The sequence below is a fragment of the Curtobacterium sp. NPDC087082 genome, assembly GCF_044745045.1.
Classification (GTDB): domain Bacteria; phylum Actinomycetota; class Actinomycetes; order Actinomycetales; family Microbacteriaceae; genus Curtobacterium.
On the sequence record NZ_JBIUZN010000001.1, the window covers coordinates 404,942 to 420,685 of the forward strand.

15 protein-coding genes and 1 pseudogene are annotated in these 15,744 nt (G+C 72.5%); 4 read left to right on the forward strand and 12 right to left on the reverse strand.

The annotated features are described in order from the left end of the window. Positions 1–12 precede the first annotated feature (12 nt). Positions 13–2,139: an MMPL family transporter gene (locus tag ACIPEP_RS01885; protein WP_402716316.1), complete on the reverse strand. Its 2,127-nt coding sequence runs from the start codon at positions 2,137–2,139 to the stop codon at positions 13–15. Between the two features lie 76 nt (positions 2,140–2,215). Here ACIPEP_RS01885 and ACIPEP_RS01890 point away from each other — a divergent pair, with 76 nt between their 5' ends. Next, complete coding sequence (locus ACIPEP_RS01890; RefSeq protein ID WP_070417245.1) at positions 2,216–2,638, forward strand: MarR family winged helix-turn-helix transcriptional regulator; 423 nt, start codon at positions 2,216–2,218, stop codon at positions 2,636–2,638. Positions 2,639–2,701: 63 nt separating this feature from the next. Further along, a complete protein-coding gene (locus ACIPEP_RS01895; protein WP_402716317.1) occupies positions 2,702–3,928 on the forward strand; it encodes an LCP family protein in 1,227 nt (408 codons plus the stop codon). 64 nt (positions 3,929–3,992) lie between these two features. On the opposite strand, the gene ACIPEP_RS01900 is transcribed toward ACIPEP_RS01895, so the two are convergent. The 5 genes from ACIPEP_RS01900 to ACIPEP_RS01920 form a co-directional block, all read right to left on the reverse strand. Continuing rightward, entirely contained in the window at positions 3,993–4,682 is a 690-nt protein-coding gene (locus ACIPEP_RS01900; protein ID WP_071303314.1) for a transglycosylase family protein, read from the reverse strand. A gap of 335 nt (positions 4,683–5,017) precedes the next feature. Then, the gene (rlmC, locus tag ACIPEP_RS01905) at positions 5,018–6,169 is read right to left on the reverse strand and encodes a 23S rRNA (uracil(747)-C(5))-methyltransferase RlmC (protein ID WP_402716318.1); all 1,152 of its coding nucleotides are present in this window, start codon (positions 6,167–6,169) and stop codon (positions 5,018–5,020) included. Positions 6,170–6,176: 7 nt separating this feature from the next. Continuing rightward, positions 6,177–7,322, reverse strand: coding sequence for a glycosyltransferase (locus tag ACIPEP_RS01910; RefSeq protein WP_402716319.1), 1,146 nt, complete (start codon positions 7,320–7,322; stop codon positions 6,177–6,179). A 71-nt stretch (positions 7,323–7,393) separates the two neighbouring features. Then, on the reverse strand, positions 7,394–8,272 hold the full coding sequence (locus ACIPEP_RS01915) for an SMP-30/gluconolactonase/LRE family protein (protein WP_402716320.1): 879 nt from the start codon (positions 8,270–8,272) through the stop codon (positions 7,394–7,396). A gap of 61 nt (positions 8,273–8,333) precedes the next feature. Then, the gene (locus tag ACIPEP_RS01920) at positions 8,334–9,482 is read right to left on the reverse strand and encodes a glycosyltransferase family 4 protein (RefSeq protein WP_402716321.1); all 1,149 of its coding nucleotides are present in this window, start codon (positions 9,480–9,482) and stop codon (positions 8,334–8,336) included. 123 nt (positions 9,483–9,605) lie between these two features. On the opposite strand from ACIPEP_RS01920, the gene ACIPEP_RS01925 reads away from it, so the two are divergent. Then, a complete protein-coding gene (locus tag ACIPEP_RS01925; RefSeq protein WP_402716322.1) occupies positions 9,606–10,568 on the forward strand; it encodes a glycosyltransferase in 963 nt (320 codons plus the stop codon). A gap of 3 nt (positions 10,569–10,571) precedes the next feature. Here ACIPEP_RS01925 and ACIPEP_RS01930 read toward each other — a convergent pair whose 3' ends face one another. Both ACIPEP_RS01930 and ACIPEP_RS01935 read right to left on the reverse strand, forming a co-directional pair. Then, positions 10,572–11,225, reverse strand: coding sequence for a FadR/GntR family transcriptional regulator (locus ACIPEP_RS01930; RefSeq protein WP_402716323.1), 654 nt, complete (start codon positions 11,223–11,225; stop codon positions 10,572–10,574). Then, positions 11,222–11,944, reverse strand: coding sequence for an SDR family oxidoreductase (locus ACIPEP_RS01935; protein WP_092388093.1), 723 nt, complete (start codon positions 11,942–11,944; stop codon positions 11,222–11,224). Before ACIPEP_RS01935 ends, ACIPEP_RS01930 begins: the two co-directional genes overlap by 4 nt. 61 nt (positions 11,945–12,005) lie before the next feature. On the opposite strand from ACIPEP_RS01935, the gene ACIPEP_RS01940 reads away from it, so the two are divergent. Further along, positions 12,006–12,824 (forward strand): SDR family NAD(P)-dependent oxidoreductase, encoded by an 819-nt coding sequence (locus ACIPEP_RS01940; protein ID WP_402716324.1) that lies wholly within the window; start codon positions 12,006–12,008, stop codon positions 12,822–12,824. A 28-nt stretch (positions 12,825–12,852) separates the two neighbouring features. Here ACIPEP_RS01940 and ACIPEP_RS01945 read toward each other — a convergent pair whose 3' ends face one another. The 4 genes and pseudogenes from ACIPEP_RS01945 to ACIPEP_RS01960 all read right to left on the reverse strand — a co-directional run bounded on the left by ACIPEP_RS01945 (position 12,853) and on the right by ACIPEP_RS01960 (position 15,737). Further along, positions 12,853–13,536 carry a sugar phosphate nucleotidyltransferase gene (locus ACIPEP_RS01945; RefSeq protein ID WP_402716325.1) on the reverse strand — a complete coding sequence of 228 codons (684 nt, stop codon included), beginning with the start codon at positions 13,534–13,536 and terminating at the stop codon, positions 12,853–12,855. Further along, the gene (locus ACIPEP_RS01950; RefSeq protein WP_402716326.1) at positions 13,536–14,576 is read right to left on the reverse strand and encodes a GHMP kinase; all 1,041 of its coding nucleotides are present in this window, start codon (positions 14,574–14,576) and stop codon (positions 13,536–13,538) included. The genes ACIPEP_RS01945 and ACIPEP_RS01950 overlap by 1 nt, the downstream gene beginning before the upstream one ends. Before the next feature lie 80 nt (positions 14,577–14,656). Then, positions 14,657–15,118, reverse strand: a pseudogene (locus tag ACIPEP_RS01955) (D-glycero-alpha-D-manno-heptose-1,7-bisphosphate 7-phosphatase); the annotation flags it as partial. Then, positions 15,093–15,737, reverse strand: coding sequence for an SIS domain-containing protein (locus tag ACIPEP_RS01960; protein WP_402716327.1), 645 nt, complete (start codon positions 15,735–15,737; stop codon positions 15,093–15,095). The pseudogene ACIPEP_RS01955 and the gene ACIPEP_RS01960, both read right to left, overlap by 26 nt. Positions 15,738–15,744: the final 7 nt, after the last annotated feature.

Consider the following 15,744-nt stretch of genomic DNA (forward strand, 5'->3'; position numbering starts at 1 on the left):
GCGCCCAGCGTGTCACATGTGATGGGACGGACGCGACAGGCGCGACGGCCACCAGGCCCGGCGCCCGAGGTCGTACGCCAGCGCCGGGACGAGCAGCGAGCGGACCACGATCGTGTCGAGCAGCACGCCGAAGGCGACCACGAACGCGATCTGCACGAGGAACAGGATCGGGATCACGCCGAGCGCCGCGAACGTCGCCGCGAGGACGACCCCGGCCGAGGTGATCACGCCGCCCGTGACCCCGAGCCCGCGCAGGACGCCCTCGTGCGGACCGTGCTGCAGGGCCTCCTCGCGCACCCGGGTCATGAGGAAGATGTTGTAGTCCACGCCGAGCGCCACGAGGAACACGAACGAGTACAGCGGGACGCTCGGGTCGGCCCCGGGGAAGTGGAACACGTGGTCGAACACGAGGGCACCGACGCCGAGCGCCGCGGCGAAGGACACGATGACGCTGCCGATGAGCACGAGCGGCGCCACGATGCTCCGGAGCAGCAGCATCAGGATGAGCAGGATGACCGCGAGCACCACGGGGATGATCAGCGTGCGGTCCCGGATGCCGGTGTCGTTCGTGTCGACGGCGGTCGCGGTCGCGCCGCCGACGATCGCGCCGGGGTCCACCCGCTCGACCGCCGTGCGGAGGGCACGCACGGTCTGTTCGGCGGCGTCGGAGTCGGCCGGGTCGGACAGGGTGGCCTCGAGGAGGACGTCGCCGCGGGAGACGGTCGGGGTCACACCGGTGGTGCCACCCGGGTTGCCGCTCGTCGTCACGGGGACGGTGCCGGACGGTGCGTCCTTCGCGGCCGCCACGACGCTGTCCACGCCGTCCACGCCGGTGATCGCGGCGGCGAGCTCGTCGGTCCTCGACGCGGCGCCGATGACCTGTGCCGGGCTGCCGGACCCGCCCGGGAAGTGGTCCGCGAGCACGTCCTGACCGTCGCGCGCCTGCGAGCTCCCGATGACCAGGTCGCTCTGCGGGACCCCGTCCGCCTTGAGTCCGACGAGGCCGGTGCCCATCGCGAGGAGCCCGACGGTGCACACGATCCAGACCACACGGGAGCGGCGCGCCACGAGCCGACCCACCCGTGCCCAGAGCCCACGGGCATCGGGCCCGGTGAGGACGGGGTGCGCGCTGCCGTACTTCGGGCGGAGCGGCCAGAACGCCGCGCGCCGGAACGCCAGCAGGAGCGCGGGCAGCAGGGTGAGCGCGGCGAGGAGGCTGAACGCGATGCCGATGGCCGCGACGGGACCGAGTGCCTTGTTGGAGTTGAGGTCGGAGAGCAGCAGGCAGAGCACACCGACGATCACGGTCCCGCCCGAGGCGAGGATCGGCTCGAGGCTCCCCCGCAGGGCGGCCTTCGTCGCGTCCCACCCGGTGCGGTGGTCGCGCAGTGCCTCGCGGAAGCGTGCGGTGTAGAGGAGCGCGTAGTCGGTCGCGGCGCCGATGACGAGGATCGACAGGATCCCCTGCACCTGGCCGTTCACGGTCACGATGTCGGCCTTGGCGAGCCACCACACGACGAGGATCGACGCGCACAGGGCGAACGTCGCGGTACCGAGCACGAGGATCGGCAGGAGCGGTGAGCGGTAGACGATGATGAGGATCACGAAGACCGCGGCGAGCGCCACACCGAGCAGCAGCCCGTCGATGCCCGCGAAGGCCTCGGTGAGGTCGGCGGTGAAGCCCGCCGGACCCGTGACGTAGCCCTGCACCCCCGCCGGCAGCGCGTCCTCGACGTCGGCGCGGACGGCCTCGACGGCGTCACCGGTGTCCGCGCTCTGGGTCAGCGTGGCGACGATCTCGACCGCGTCGCCGTCCTCGCTCGGGATCACCGGGCTGACGCCCTGCACGTCGTCGCGGTCCCCGAGCCGCTGGGCCAGGGTGGTCGCGGCGCGCTGATCAGCAGCCGTCAGGCCGCCGTCGCGCTCGAGCACGATGATCGCCGGGGCGCCCGACGCCTGCCGGAACTCGGACGCGCGTTCCTGCACCTTGGTGGCGTCCGCCGATGCCGGCAGGAACGACGTCTGGTCGTTCGTGGAGACCTCGGAGATCTTGCCGAAGAAGGGACCGCCGACGGAGGCGATCGCGAGCCAGACCACGATGACGAGCGCGGGGAGAACGATGCGGAGGAAGCGGGACACGTCCGTGAGCGTACTCCAATCGTCAGCATGCTGATTACTAGAGAGCTCGAAGGAACGGGATCCGTAGACTCGGGTCATGGACGACACCCCCGACGCATGGCCGCTGGGGCGTCTCCTCTCCGCCGCTGCCCGGGCGATCGAACGGGACTGGGACGAGCGTCTGCGAGCAATCGGCCTCCCGCACGCGGCGCTCATCGCGATCGACATCCTCGTGCGGACCGGCCCGACGGGCGCGGACACCCTGGCCCGGACGGCACGCGTGCAGCCGCAGACGATGTCCCGCACGCTCGAGCGGATGGAGCGCGACGGCCTCGTCGAACGCTCGCCGCACCCGGACGACCGGCGACGGCGGATCGTCACCGTGACGGAGCACGGGCGCGAGGCGTGGGAGACCGCCCGGCACATCGAGCGTGACGTCCTGCCGGACGACGCCGCACTGCGGGGCGCCCTGACCCTGCTGCTCGAGAAGCACCGGCCGAACCGAACACCTAGCGGTTGATATACCACATACGGTAGACTCGCGGAGTCGGTAGCACGACCGACCCGACCCGCAGGAGACCCGATGTCCGAGCGCCGAGCAGCCCGTCAGGCCGCCGAACGAGCCGAAGCAGCCGATGCGGCCGAACTGGCAGAGGCGGCAGCGCAGGCAGCATCGATCGCCGCCGCCGACGCTGGCGCCGACGCGGGCACCGACGCGGGCACCGACGCCCCCGCACCGCGGGCACCCCGGAGCGGATCGAGCGCCCGCAGGCCCCACAGCAGCGGCTCGAGCCGGAGCGGGAGCCGGGGCAGCAACGGCCGGAAGCGGCGCCGACGCCGCCGGAAGCGCCCGTTCCTCGTCGCCGTCCTCGGCACCGCCGGCTCGCTCGTCGCCGTCGCCACGGTGCTCGCCGTCGTCGCCGGCCTCTTCATCGCCGGCCTCGTCCGCAGCTTCGACGCCGACGTCCTCGCCGACCCGTTCCCGACCGGCGCGCGCCCTGCTCCGACCGAGGGCGCGCAGAACATCCTGCTCATCGGATCGGACTCCCGCCAGGGCGCCGACCCCGACGGCGACCGCGCTGCCGGTGGTCGCTCGGACACCCTGATGCTCGCCCACGTCCCGGCCGACAAGCGGGCCGTGTACCTCATGTCGATCATGCGCGACTCGTGGGTCGAGGTCCCCGGCCACGGCACCGCGAAGATCAACGCGGCGTACTCCTGGGGCGGGGTCCCGCTGACGGTCCAGACGGTCGAACGCCTGCTCGACGTGCGCATCGACCACGTCGCCGAGATCGACTTCGCCGGCTTCTCGGGCATGACCGACGCGCTCGGCGGGGTGACGGTGCAGTCACGGACGGCGTTCTCGGCCCGCGGGCACGAGTTCACCGCCGGCGCGAACCACCTCGACGGCGACGCGGCCCTGGCGTTCGTCCGCGAGCGGTACGCCTTCGCCGACGCCGACCACACCCGCGTCCGGAACCAGCAGGCGTTCATGCGCGGGATCGTCGACGGACTCCTCTCGCGCGACACCCTCACGAACCCCGGGCGCGTGCAGGACTTCGTCCGGGCGACGAGCGAGTACCTGTCGGTGGACGCCGGCCTCACCGTCGGCACGATGGTCGACCTCGGCTGGTCCCTGCGTGACGTCCGGCCGTCGGACCTGCGGACGTTCACGATGCCGACCGCGGGCGGCGGGACCTCGGCGGACGGACAGTCCTACGTCGCGGTGAACACCATCGCCGTGCAGTCGCTGTCCCAGGCGCTCCGGTCGAACGACGTCGCCGGGTGGCTGGCCGACAACCCGCAGTAGCCGGACGCAGCACGACGCCCGGTGACCACACGGTCACCGGGCGTCCTGTCGATCGGAGGAACGATCAGGCGGGGAGCTGGAGCTCCTGGCCGGCGTAGATCAGGTTCGCGTCGTCGATGGTCGACGTGTTCGCGGCCCAGAGCTTGTTCCAGCCGCCGTCGATGTGCAGCTTCGTCGCGATGCTGTCGAGGGTCTCGCCCGACACGACCGTGTAGGTCTTGCCGCTCGTCTTGACGGCCGCGGGCTTGCTCGGGGCAGCCGGAGCCGCCTCGGTCGCGGGGGCAGGGGTCGACGGCGCGGCCTGCTGCGGGGCGGCCTGCTGCACCGGCGCCTGCTGCTGCGGGGCAGCCTGCTGGGTCGGGGCGGCGGGAGCCGGAGCCGGAGCGGCGGCCTGCGGGGCGGCGCCGGTCGTGCCGCTCAGCCCGAGCTGGGCGGAGCAGGCCGGCCATGCGCCCCAGCCCTGCGAGGCGAGGACACGCTCGGCGACGGCGATCTGGGTCGCACGGCTCGCGGAGGCCGGGTTGCCCGTGCCGCCGTTCGCCTGCCAGGTGCCGAGGTTGAACTGGAGGCCGCCGTAGTAGCCGTTGCCGGTGTTGATCGCCCAGTTGCCGCCGGACTCGCACTGCGCGAGGGCGTCCCAGGTCGAGCCGGATGCTGCGTTCGCGGGCGCCGCCGCGAGGCCGACACCCGTCGCGGCGATGCCTGCGAAGGCGAGGCCACCGACGATGGTGCGGGTACGAGAAAGCTTCTTCATGGTTGATTGCTCCACCGGGACCACGGATCGAGAGCCGATCGCCACTGCCCGTCCCGACCGATCGCGGTCGTGTCGTGGGGTGCGCCACCGGGGGCAGTGGTCTCGTGCCGGTGGCGCCTCGGTCGGCCACCATAGGAAACTCTTCACCGTTATCAAACCGAGACAAACGGTTCTACCCATTGGTGCTATGTCTCGCGATACAGAACCTGTACGCGTGGATCCCCATGGGCATGGTCATCGCGGCGGACCCGGGTACGCCACCTTGGCAATTCCCTGGCAATGACGGCCAGGAGGCACGTGGCGGCGCCGACCCGCGCCTCCCGTCCGCCGGTCGGTCACCCTCGGGACAGCAGCGTCACCGCTTCCAGGTGGCCCGTCTGCGGGAACATGTCGAGCACCCGCGCGCGCCGCAGGCGCAGCGACGGCATCCGCACGAGGTCCTTCGCCAGGGTCACCGGGTTGCAGCTCGAGTAGACGACGTGCCGGACGTCCGACTCCTCGAGCCAGGTCGACAGCGTCTCGCCGATCCCGCGCCGCGGCGGGTTGACCACGACGAGCTCGGGGACGGCGTCGGGACGGGCACGGAGCGCGTGCTCGGTCGCGTCGTCCGCGGCGAAGCGGACGCCCTCGAGGCCGGCCTCGCGCACCGACTGCGCCGCCGACCGGACGGCCTCGCGGCTGGTCTCGATGCCCGTCACCGCGCGACCGGGGCGGGCGGCGTGCAGGGCGAAGCCGCCGACGCCGCAGTAGAGGTCCCACATCGACGCCGGCGCCACCTCGTCGATCCACGCCGAGGCCTGGGCGTACAGCTCGGTGGCCACGTGCGTGTTCGTCTGGAAGAAGCTCTGCGGGCGGAGGTGCATCGTGACGTCACCGAGTCGCATCGAGAGCGTCTCCCGCTCGGTGAGCACGATCTCCCGCTCCCCCTCGGTGACGGCCTTGTGCTCCGGGAGCAGGTTCACGGTGACGACGACGGCGTTCGGCAGCACCCGGTGGAGCGCGGCAAGGTGCTGCCGGAGGCGCGCCAGCTGTCCCTCGGAGCGCAGGACGAACCGCACCATGAGCTCCCCGTCCGGCGACTCCGTCACGAGCACGAACTTCAGCTCGCCCCGACGGCTGGCGACGTCGTACGGGATGAGCCCGGCGTCCGCGATGAACCCGGCGAGGATCGGGAGCGCGTGCTGGATCCCGGGCGTGCAGATGCCACAGTGCCGCAGGTCCACCCCGCGCTGCCGGTGGTCGAGGATGCCGACCGTCGGGTGCTGGACGGTCCCGCCGACCACCATCTTCGCCTTGTTGCGGTACGCGGACTCGGGGCTGGTGATCGCGGGCAGCCACTCGACCGAACCCGGACCCCCGGCGGCCTCGACCGCGTCGTGCAGGAGTTCGCGCGTGCGGAGTTCCTTGTCGAGGACCTGCTCGGCGTACGGCTGCCCCATGAGCGTGCACGAGCGGCACACCCCGCGGTCGAAGTAGTCGCACTGCATGGCCGAGTCAGGATACGGCAGCGGCCGCCTTCCGGACGGTGACGCCGCGGGTCTGCTGCTCGAGGGCGTGCTCGTACGCGCCACAGACGCCCGACCACGTGTACGCCGAGCGGGCCCGGTCACGCACGCTGCCCCGGAGCAGCTCCTGCTCGACGGGGTCGGCGAGCAGGTCGAGGACGGCATCGGCGATCGCGCCGGGGTCGGGCTGGACGAACCGGACGCCGGTGCCGGCGAGGACCTCGCGGTTGTACACGGTGTCGCGGGCCACGGTGGGCGCCCCGCAGTGCATCGCCTGCACGAGGGCCGGGTTGGTGCCGCCGACGCTGTGCCCGTGGAAGTACGCGCCGGCGTGCTGCCAGAGTGCGAAGAGCCGGTCGTCGTCGGACACGTGGCCGAGCCAGGTCACGTCCGGGCTCCGGTCGGCGAGGTCCTGCGCGGCGGTGTCGAGCTCCCCGCCGTAGCCCGTCGACCCGACGATGACGACCGGGTGGCGCTCGGCGATGCGCTCCGCGGCGACGAGGAACTCGGCCACCGTGTTCTCCGGCACGAACCGCGCCACCACGAGGGCGAACGGTCGCCCGGCGAGGTGCGCGTCGTCGGGGTGCAGCGGCAGGACGTCGGACTCCGTGCCGCCGTAGGGGATCATCACGCCGGAGCGGCCGAACTCGCGACGCCAGTAGTCGCCGATCGCGTCGGCGTCGAAGACGAGCCGGTCGGCGAACCGTGCGGTGGCCCGGGCGCCGGTCTTGAACACCGCCTTGGCGAGTCGCCCCCACTTCGCGCGCTCCCACTCGATCCCGTCGACGTTGACCACGGTGGGGATGCCGGCGAGCCGCAGGAGCGGGAGCCAGTACCCGTTCGCGCAGTTCATCACGAGCGCGACGTCCGGCCGTCGTCGGATCGTGTCGAACACGGCGGTCAGGCCGTACGTGAGGGTCGAGAGCGACCGCGACTCGAGGCCACGGGTCGTGCGCCGGGTCACCCGGTGGTCGAGCGACGGATCGTCCACCCGTTCCTGTCCGGGACGGCCGTAGACCGTGACGTCCCAGCCGGCGTCGGCCAGGTGCGGTGCGATGTGCCGCACGGCCGTCTCGAACCCGCCGTAGTAGGACGGGTACCCGCGCGTCCCGATGATCGCCGCACGCTTGGACATACCCGCTCCCTCGTTCACCTGATGACTGCAATGATATTCTACATTGCAGTTCCAGGTGACGGAAGAGCGGATTACTCGGCGGCGGCGTCCCGGGTCGTGGTCGCGATCCGGTAGATCGACGTCGTCGCGGCGAGGAACAGCGTCGTGCCGTCGTCGCCGCCGAAGCACAGGTTCGCGGTGACCTCGGGGACCGCGATCTCGCCGAGCCGGGTGCCGTCCGGGTCGAACACGACCACGCCCCGGTGCGACGAGGACCACACGTTGCCGTGCGCGTCGACGCGGATGCCGTCCGGGGCACCCTCGCCGGGCTCCAACCGCGCGAACACGCGACCGTTCTTGAGCAGGTCGCCCCGGTCGCCGCGTCGGTCGTACGCCCGGATGACCGGGTCGTCGCCGGACGAGCTCGCGACGTAGAGCACCTGCTCGGTCGGGTCGAACGCCAACCCGTTCGGTTCGTCGAGGTCGGTGGCGACCGGCCGCAGGTCCGCACCGTCCGGGCCGCAGCGGAACACCCAGTGGTCGCCGTACTCCCGCTCGCCCGGGTGCCCCTCGCGCGGCTGGGTGATGCCGTACGCCGGGTCGGTGAACCACACGCTGCCGTCCCGCGCGACGACGACGTCGTTCGGGGAGTTCAGCCGGACGCCGTCCCACGCGTCCACGATCGGCGTGACGACCCCGTCCCGGTCGCGCTCGACCCGTCGGTTCCCGTGCGAGCACTGCACGACGCTGCCGTCGCGGTCGAGGGTGCGGCCGTTCGTGAACTCGACCCCCTCCGCGTACACCGACGTCTCGCCGGAGTCGGCGTGCCACTGCAGGATCCGGTCGCCCGGGATGTCCGACCACCGCAGGGTCCGGCTCGCGGGGATCCAGCACGGCCCCTCGGCCCAGGTGCTGCCCGTCGCGATTCGCTCGACGGCGCCGGGGTCGGGGACGAGATCGGTGAACGACATGTGCTCTCCTTCGAACACGATCCGCGGTGCGGCGCGGTCGGAGTTCGGCCGCGGATCGACCCTACCCGTCGGCCTCGGGTGCACCGGCTGCCGACGAGGTGCCCACGACGGGCTCGTGCAACCACGCGTCGGCCACAAGTCGTCCGTCACGGTCCGGGAGGGCGGCGCGGACCTCGTCACGATCGAGCGGGTTCCGCAGCGCCCGGACGAGCGCCGAAGCGAGCCGCTCCGGGAGCCCGGACGGGTCGACGTCGACGACCTCGTGCCCGTGTGCGACGAGCCAGGGCGCCAGACCGGTCTGGTCCGTCGTGACCACCGTCAGCCCGGCGGCGAGCGCCTCCTTGATCGGGAGGCCAATCTGCTCGATCCACCGACCGTCGGGCACGGACGGGGCCACCAGCACGGAACTCGACGCGAGCAGCGCGCCGGCCTCGCCGTGGGGCAACCGTCCGAGCACCGTCCGGCTGTCCGGACGGCGCGCTGCCCACGCCTCGAGCTCGGCTTGCAGCGGCCCGGGGCCGACGATCGAGAGCCGCGCGTCCGGGAGCGCCTCCTCGACGGCAGCCCACGCCATCGTCAGCCCGCGCAGCCCCTTGCGTTCCTCGAGCACCCCGAGGAACACGCACGAGAGCGGCTCGGCGGACACCGACGTGTCGTTCGCCCGCGGGAGTTCGAGCGTCGTGCGCTGGTCGACCCCCGACAGGAACGGCAGTCGTGCGTACGCGACCCGGGCGGCGTCGCTCGCGAAGCAGATGCGGTCCAGGGTGAGGCGCGCGACACCGCCGATGAGGAGTGCGACGGCCCGGACGGCCCACCCGGGGACCCGACGCCGCCCGCCGACCAGGGTCGCGAGGGCGTTGTTCTCCATCGCGTAGGTGACGACGCGGTGCCGGCGGCGCCGGAGCACGCCCGCCGCCTTGAAGCCGAGCACGAGCCCGAGGTGCTTCGGCCAGAAGCGCATCCAGTACGGCTCGGGGACCTCGAGCGTGGTGGCGGCGGTGCGCAGGAACCGCCGCAGCGCACCCGGCATCGTGACGCGTCGGATGCCCGCGACGAGCGGCGTGCCCGCGAGGTCGTAGTTCGTGTCGAGGTAGAGCAGCTCGGCAGGGGTCCCGAGTCGGTGTCGCTCGATGTGCGCGGCCCGGAGTTCCGGGACGATCCGCATGCTCGTGATCGCCGTCGTCCGTGCGCGGTTCCGGTGCTCGTTCATCCTGGCCTCTCGATCGGGTTCGAAGACATACTAATTGATATGTGATACATTGACAATGATCGAAGGGGCCGACATGAACGACGAGAACACCACGACCGACCTCGGGGCGGGCAGGGGCGAGCGGTGATCGACCTGCTCTTCTGCGACCCGATCCCGGTCGTCCAGCACCACTACGAACGCGAGCTGCAGGACGTCTTCGCGAGCGCGGGCGGTTCCGCGACCCTCGCACCCTGGTCCCGTCCGGTCGAGGGCATGCCCGGCGCGCTCGGCAAGGCCCGCATGCTCGCCAACGCGGTGCACAACATCCGACAGCAGCGGGCCGAACGCCGACCGGTCATGCAGTCCTGGCCCAGCCTCGGGCTCCTCGAAGCCCGGCTGTGGTCGTCCCCGCACGGCCCCCGCTACGTGATGCTCCACGACCCCTCGCCCCTGCGGAAGCAGTACGGCCACTCCGAACGGTCGCAGCGCTGGGCCGCGGCGGCACCGGAAGCGCACCGCCCCACGGTCCTCGTGTCCAACCCGCACGCGTTCCGGATCGCACGGCGGGCACTGCCCCACCACCGGATCGAACACGTCCTGCACCCGATCCTCGCCACCGGGCGCCGGGTCCCGAAGACCGCGCGCCCCTCGATCCTCGTCGCCGGGCAGTTCAAGCCGGTGCGCAACCTCGACCTGCTCGCGGCGCTCGGCCCCCGGCTCCGTGCCCGCGGCTGGGACACCACGATCGTCGGTCGCGGGTGGCCCGACGTCCCCGGATGGACCGTCCAGAACCGCTTCGTCGAGGAACACGAGCTCGACGACCTGCTCGGCAGCGCATGGGTGCACCTGCTGACGTACCGGCAGTACTTCCAGTCCGGGGTGACCGTCCGCGCGCTCGAGATGGGCACGCCGACGGTCGGCGAGGACACCGACTTCCTCAAGGACCTGTTCGGCGCGGACCACTCCGGGCTCGTGGCGGCCGGCGGCGACGCAGCGGCGTACGAGCGAGCGATCGACGCGGCGATCGAGGGTGAGGGTCCGAGCCTCGAGTCGCTGCAGGCCGACTACTTCGTCCGCAGCCGCGAGAGCTGGCGGGTCGTCCGCTGACCCTCAGGTGCGGTCGAGGATCGAACGCATCGCGTCGGCCGCCGCGTCCGCGTCCCCGGCCGCGATCGCCCGCACCACCGTCCCGTGCAGTGCGACGTCCGTCGCGTCCGGCCGGATGCCCGCCCGGTCGTCGAGTGCGCGCGCGACCACGCGGTGCAGCCGTCCGTACATCGCGTTCCCGGACAGCTCCAGCACCAGTCGGTGGACCTCGCGGTCTGCCTGGAGGAACGTGGCCGCGTCGTCCGGACCCGTGGCGGCGGCGAGGCGGTCGGCGGCGGCGAGCAGCGCCTCCAGGTCGGCACGGTGCGACGCGTCGGACGCGCGCCCGGCGGCGGCCGCAGCGGCCACCGGCTCGACCGCGCGGCGCAGCGCGCGCAACTCCGCGAGGACGACCCCACGCTCCGGACCGGCGAGCCGCCAGCTGATGACGCGCGGGTCGAGGACGTCCCATTCCGACGCGGGCAGGACTCGGAGCCCGACGCGACGACCGGCGCTGAGGAGGCCGAGGCCGACGAGGACGCGGACGGCCTCGCGGACGATGCTGCGGCTCGAGCCCGTGCGGGTGACGAACCCGTCGATGCTGTCTCGGTGCCCGGTCGGCAGCGATCCGTCGACGACTGCGGCGCCGAGCCCGTCGAGCACCCGGTCGAAGATCACCGCTGGGAGACCGGGCTGACCACGAGCTCGTCGACGCGCATGTGCGACGGGGCCTCGAGCACGAACGAGACCGAGCGGGCGATGTCCTCCGGCTGGAGCATGACCGCGCGTGCGGCCGCGTCCGGCACCGAGGGGCGCTGGTCGAGGAAGTCGGTGGCGACGTCACCCGGGCACAGGTGGGTCGCTCGGACGCCGTGCCCGGCCTCCTGCTGGTTGAGCGTCCGGACGACGGAGCCGAGCGCGGTCTTCGACGCCGAGTAGGCGACCCCGGCCCCGGGTTGGAACGACCAGCCCGCGTACGAGGACACGACCACGACGATCCCGCCGGACTCGCGCAGCGCGGGCAGCGCCGCGTCGACGACCGTGACGACGGCGGTGAGGTTGGTGTCGACGATGGCGCGGAAGTCCGACAGCGACTGGTCGTCCCACCGACGCTGGGGGCTGTTGAGCCCGGCGGCGAGGACCAGTCCGTCGAGCCGCCCGTACTGCGCGAGCAGGGTGTCGCGGGCAGCGGCGACGGCCTCCGGGTCGTTCGCGTCGAGGGGCAGCACGTCCACCGTCCCGCCGTCGTCGCGGATCGCGGTCGCGACCGCGGCGAGCCGGTCCGCCCGGCGTCCGCTGAGCACCACCGTCCAGCCGTCGCGGGCGGCCGCACGAGCGCTCGCCGCTCCCATGCCGCTGCCGCCGCCGGTGATCCAGAGCACGCGTGCGTCGTTCATGGGGGAATAGTATGCCTATTGCTGCGACCGGACCACGGCCGCACCGACGACGGGAGCGACGATGCACCTCGACCTGACCGACCGCGTGGTCGTCGTGACCGGAGCCGCGCGCGGCATCGGTGCCACGATCGCCGCGCGGTTCCACGCGGAGGGGTGCCGGGTCGTCGCGCTCGACCTGGCGTTCGACGAACCCGCTGCCGCGGACGCGCCCGCCGCCGGGGACAGGGCCGCCGCCGGGGACGAGGCCGCCGCCGGCGCCGCGCTGCCGGTCGACCGGGTGCGCTGCAACGTCGCCGACCCCGAGTCCGTCCGCGCCGCCGTGGACGAGGTCGTCGCCCGGCACGGCACGATCGACGTGCTCGTGAACAACGCCGGCATCAACGTCGAGGGAGTCGTCGCCGACCTGCGGTGGGACGACTGGCGCCGCTGCATGGACGTGAACCTCGGCGGGACCTTCCTGATGAGCCAGGCCGTGGCACCCGTGATGCAGGCCGCCGGGCGCGGACGGATCATCAACGCGGCGTCGTTCGCGGCGATCGTGCCGAGTGTCGGGAGCGCTGCCTACGCGGCGTCGAAGTCGGCCGTCGTGGCGTTCACCCGCGTACTCGCGTCGGAGCTCGGCCCGTGGGACATCACCGTGAACGCGTACGCCCCGGGGATGGTGCCGACGGCGATGAACGGCTTCGCGACGATGCCCGCCGAGGCCCAGGACCGCCTGCTCGACACCCTGTCGCTCCGTCGGTGGGAGACGGCCGACGACGTGGCCGACCTGCTCGTGTTCGTGGCGAGCGATGCTGCCGGGTACGTCACGGGGACGCTGCTGGACGTGTCCGGCGGCAAGTTGGCGACCCAGATCCCGGCGCGGGCGCACGGGCGCTGAGGACGCTGTCCCACGGCCCGTTCGTCCGTCAGCGCTCGCGGAACCAGGCGTCGGCCGCGCGCAGGTCGTCCGGGACCCCGATGTCGAAGAAGGTCGCACCCCCGACGACGAAGGGCGGCCGGAGTTCCGGGATCCTGACCTCCATCACGTCGCGCTCGAACGAGACGAACGGGTCGGTCGGGAACGCCTCGACGAACTGCTTGCGCATGCCGTAGACACCCGCGTTGATCCGCCCCCGCCCCGTCGATCCCTTCTCGCGGAGCGCCACGACGCGCGCGCCGTCCGTGTCGACCCCACCGAACCGTCCGACGTCGGGGACGGTGGCGAGGGTCATCGCGAAGTCGGCGCCGTCGAGCGCGGCGAGGAGCGTCGGGAGTTCGGCGGCGCCGTACGTGTCGCCGTTCATCACGACGAAGCGATCACGGAGCAGGGGGAGGGCGTCCCGGACCGCTCCGCCTGTCCCACGCGGGCTGGTCTCCGTCGAGTACCGGACGGGGACGCCGTCGAACGCGGAGCCGAAGTGGTCACGGATGACGGCCGCGTGGTGCCCGACGAGCAGGACGAACTCGGTCGCCCCCGCTCGCGCGCAGTCCTCGAGCAGCCACTCGAGGAACGGCCGACCGGCAACGGGGGCCATCGGCTTGGGCGTTCCGTCCGGGACCGCACCGCGGAGTCGGGTGCCGAGCCCACCGGCGAGGACGACGACCTGCATCACCGCACCGCCTTCGCGACCGACCACGACTCGACGCCGTGGTGGGTCACGTGGGCGCCGGTGACGATCCCGCCGCACTCGGACTCGAGCGCCCGCGTCACCTCGAGCCGCCGCTCCGGGTCGACGACGAGCATCATGAAGCCCCCGCCACCGGCGCCGGAGACCTTGCCGGCGATCATCCCGTGTCGGCCCGCGACCTCGTGCGCGCGCTCGATCGCTGCGTTGCTGATGCTCGACGCGGTGCGCTTCTTCGCCGACCATCCCTCGTGCAGGCCGATCGCGAAGTCCGGCACGTCGCCGACGAGGAGCGCGTTCTTCATCCGCTCGGCCTCGGCCCGGACGGCGTGCGTCGCGGCCAGGGCGTCCTCGCGACCCGCGACGACGTTGCGCTGCTGCTGCTCGATGACCACGGCCGAGTCACGCGACACCCCGCCGAAGTAGAGCAGCAGGGATGCCTCGAGCTCCGCCTGCACCTCGCGCCGGATGCGGAGGGGGTTCACCACCACGCGCTCGCGGTCCGACTCCATGTAGTTGAAGCCGCCGAACACCGCGCTGTACTGGTCCTGCCAGCCGCCGGCGAGCCCGAGGTCGACGCGCTCGATCTCCCACGCGGTGCGGGCGAGCTCGTACTGCCCGAGGCTCGCGCCGAGGAACTCCGCCATCGCCTGCACCATCGCGACGACGAGCGCCGAGGACGAACCGAGCCCGGACCCCGGAGGTGCATCGACCTCGGTGGCGAGCCGGAGCGCGACGTCGCGACCGCCGTTGTGGTCACGGATCATGCGTCGGTACACCGCGACGTGGAGGGCGAAGTCGGGGAGCAGCGCGTCGAGGTCCGCGTGCGCGGCACGGCCGGTGCACTGCCGATCCGGCGAGTGGAACTCGACGCCGGACGGTGCGACGGAGACCGTCGCGTAGGCGTAGCGGTCGATGGTGACGCTGAGGACGCGGCCGCCGAACTGCTCGGAGTAGGGCGAGACGTCGGTCCCGCCACCCCCGAGGCCGAGGCGGAGGGGTGCGCGACTGCGGATGGTGTGCATGGCTGATCTCCGTTCGGGCGGGTGTCGGCGATCGACGCGGCGAACGCGGCGAGAGAGGGGAAGGACTGGGCTGCGGCGGGGTCCTCGTCCCCGATGCGGACGGTCCGGCACCCACCGGTGTGGCAGGCGAGGGCTCGTCCCATCGCGATGTCGGAGTCGGAGTCCCCGACCATGACCGAGCGGCTGGGATCCACCTCGGGGTGGTCGGCGAGCCAGCCGAGCGGCATCCCGGGGAGCGGCTTGCGGCACCGGCAGGTACCGGCGAGGTGCGGGCAGACGAGGACGTCGTCGATGCGTCCACCGGCGGCGGCGACCCGAGCGGTCATCTCGGCGTGCACCTCGTCGACGGCACGGGCCGACATGATCCCGCGCCCGACGCCCTGTTGGTTCGTCACGATGACGATCCGAGGCGCCCAGGAGGCGAGGGACACGAGCGCGTCGAGCGCCCCCGGGAGGAACTCGAACTCCTCGATGCTCCGGACGTAGTCACCGACGATCCGCCGGTTGACCACGCCGTCACGGTCGAGGAAGAGCGGCCACATCGGCGGACTCGAAGGCGCAGGAGCGCTCGGCGGGGAGCTTGTACTCGTCGGCGAAGAGCACGTGCTCGACGCGCTCCGAGATCGCGTGGACGAAGACGATGTGCGACTCCTGGATCCGGCCGGTCTCGTTCGACGGGATGCGGAGCGCGATGTCGGCCAGGGCTGCGAGTGCGCCGCCACCGGCACCGGTCATGGCGACGACCGAGACCCCGTTGACCCGTGCGGCCTCGGCTGCGCGGACGATGCTCGCGGAGTCGCCCGAAGTGCTGATGGCCACCAGCAGGTCGCCCCGACGGGCGGAGCCGGTCAGCGCCCGGGCGAAGACGCTCTCGTAGTCGTAGTCGTTGGCGACCGCGGTCATGTGCGAGGCGTTGCCGTGCAGTGCCTCGGCCGCGAGGGGCGGTCGGTCGAAGATGAAGTGACCGCTCAGTTCGGCCGCGAAGTGCTGCGCGTCGGCGGCGCTGCCACCGTTGCCGCAGAAGTACACGCGACCGCCGTCGCGGTAGGTGGCGACCATCGCAGCGGCGACGTCGTCGGCGGCGGCGAGGAGCGCGTGGTCGTCGAGGACCCGCTCCTTGACCGCGATCGTGTCGCGGAAGATCCGTTCCATGGTGCGCATCGACTCA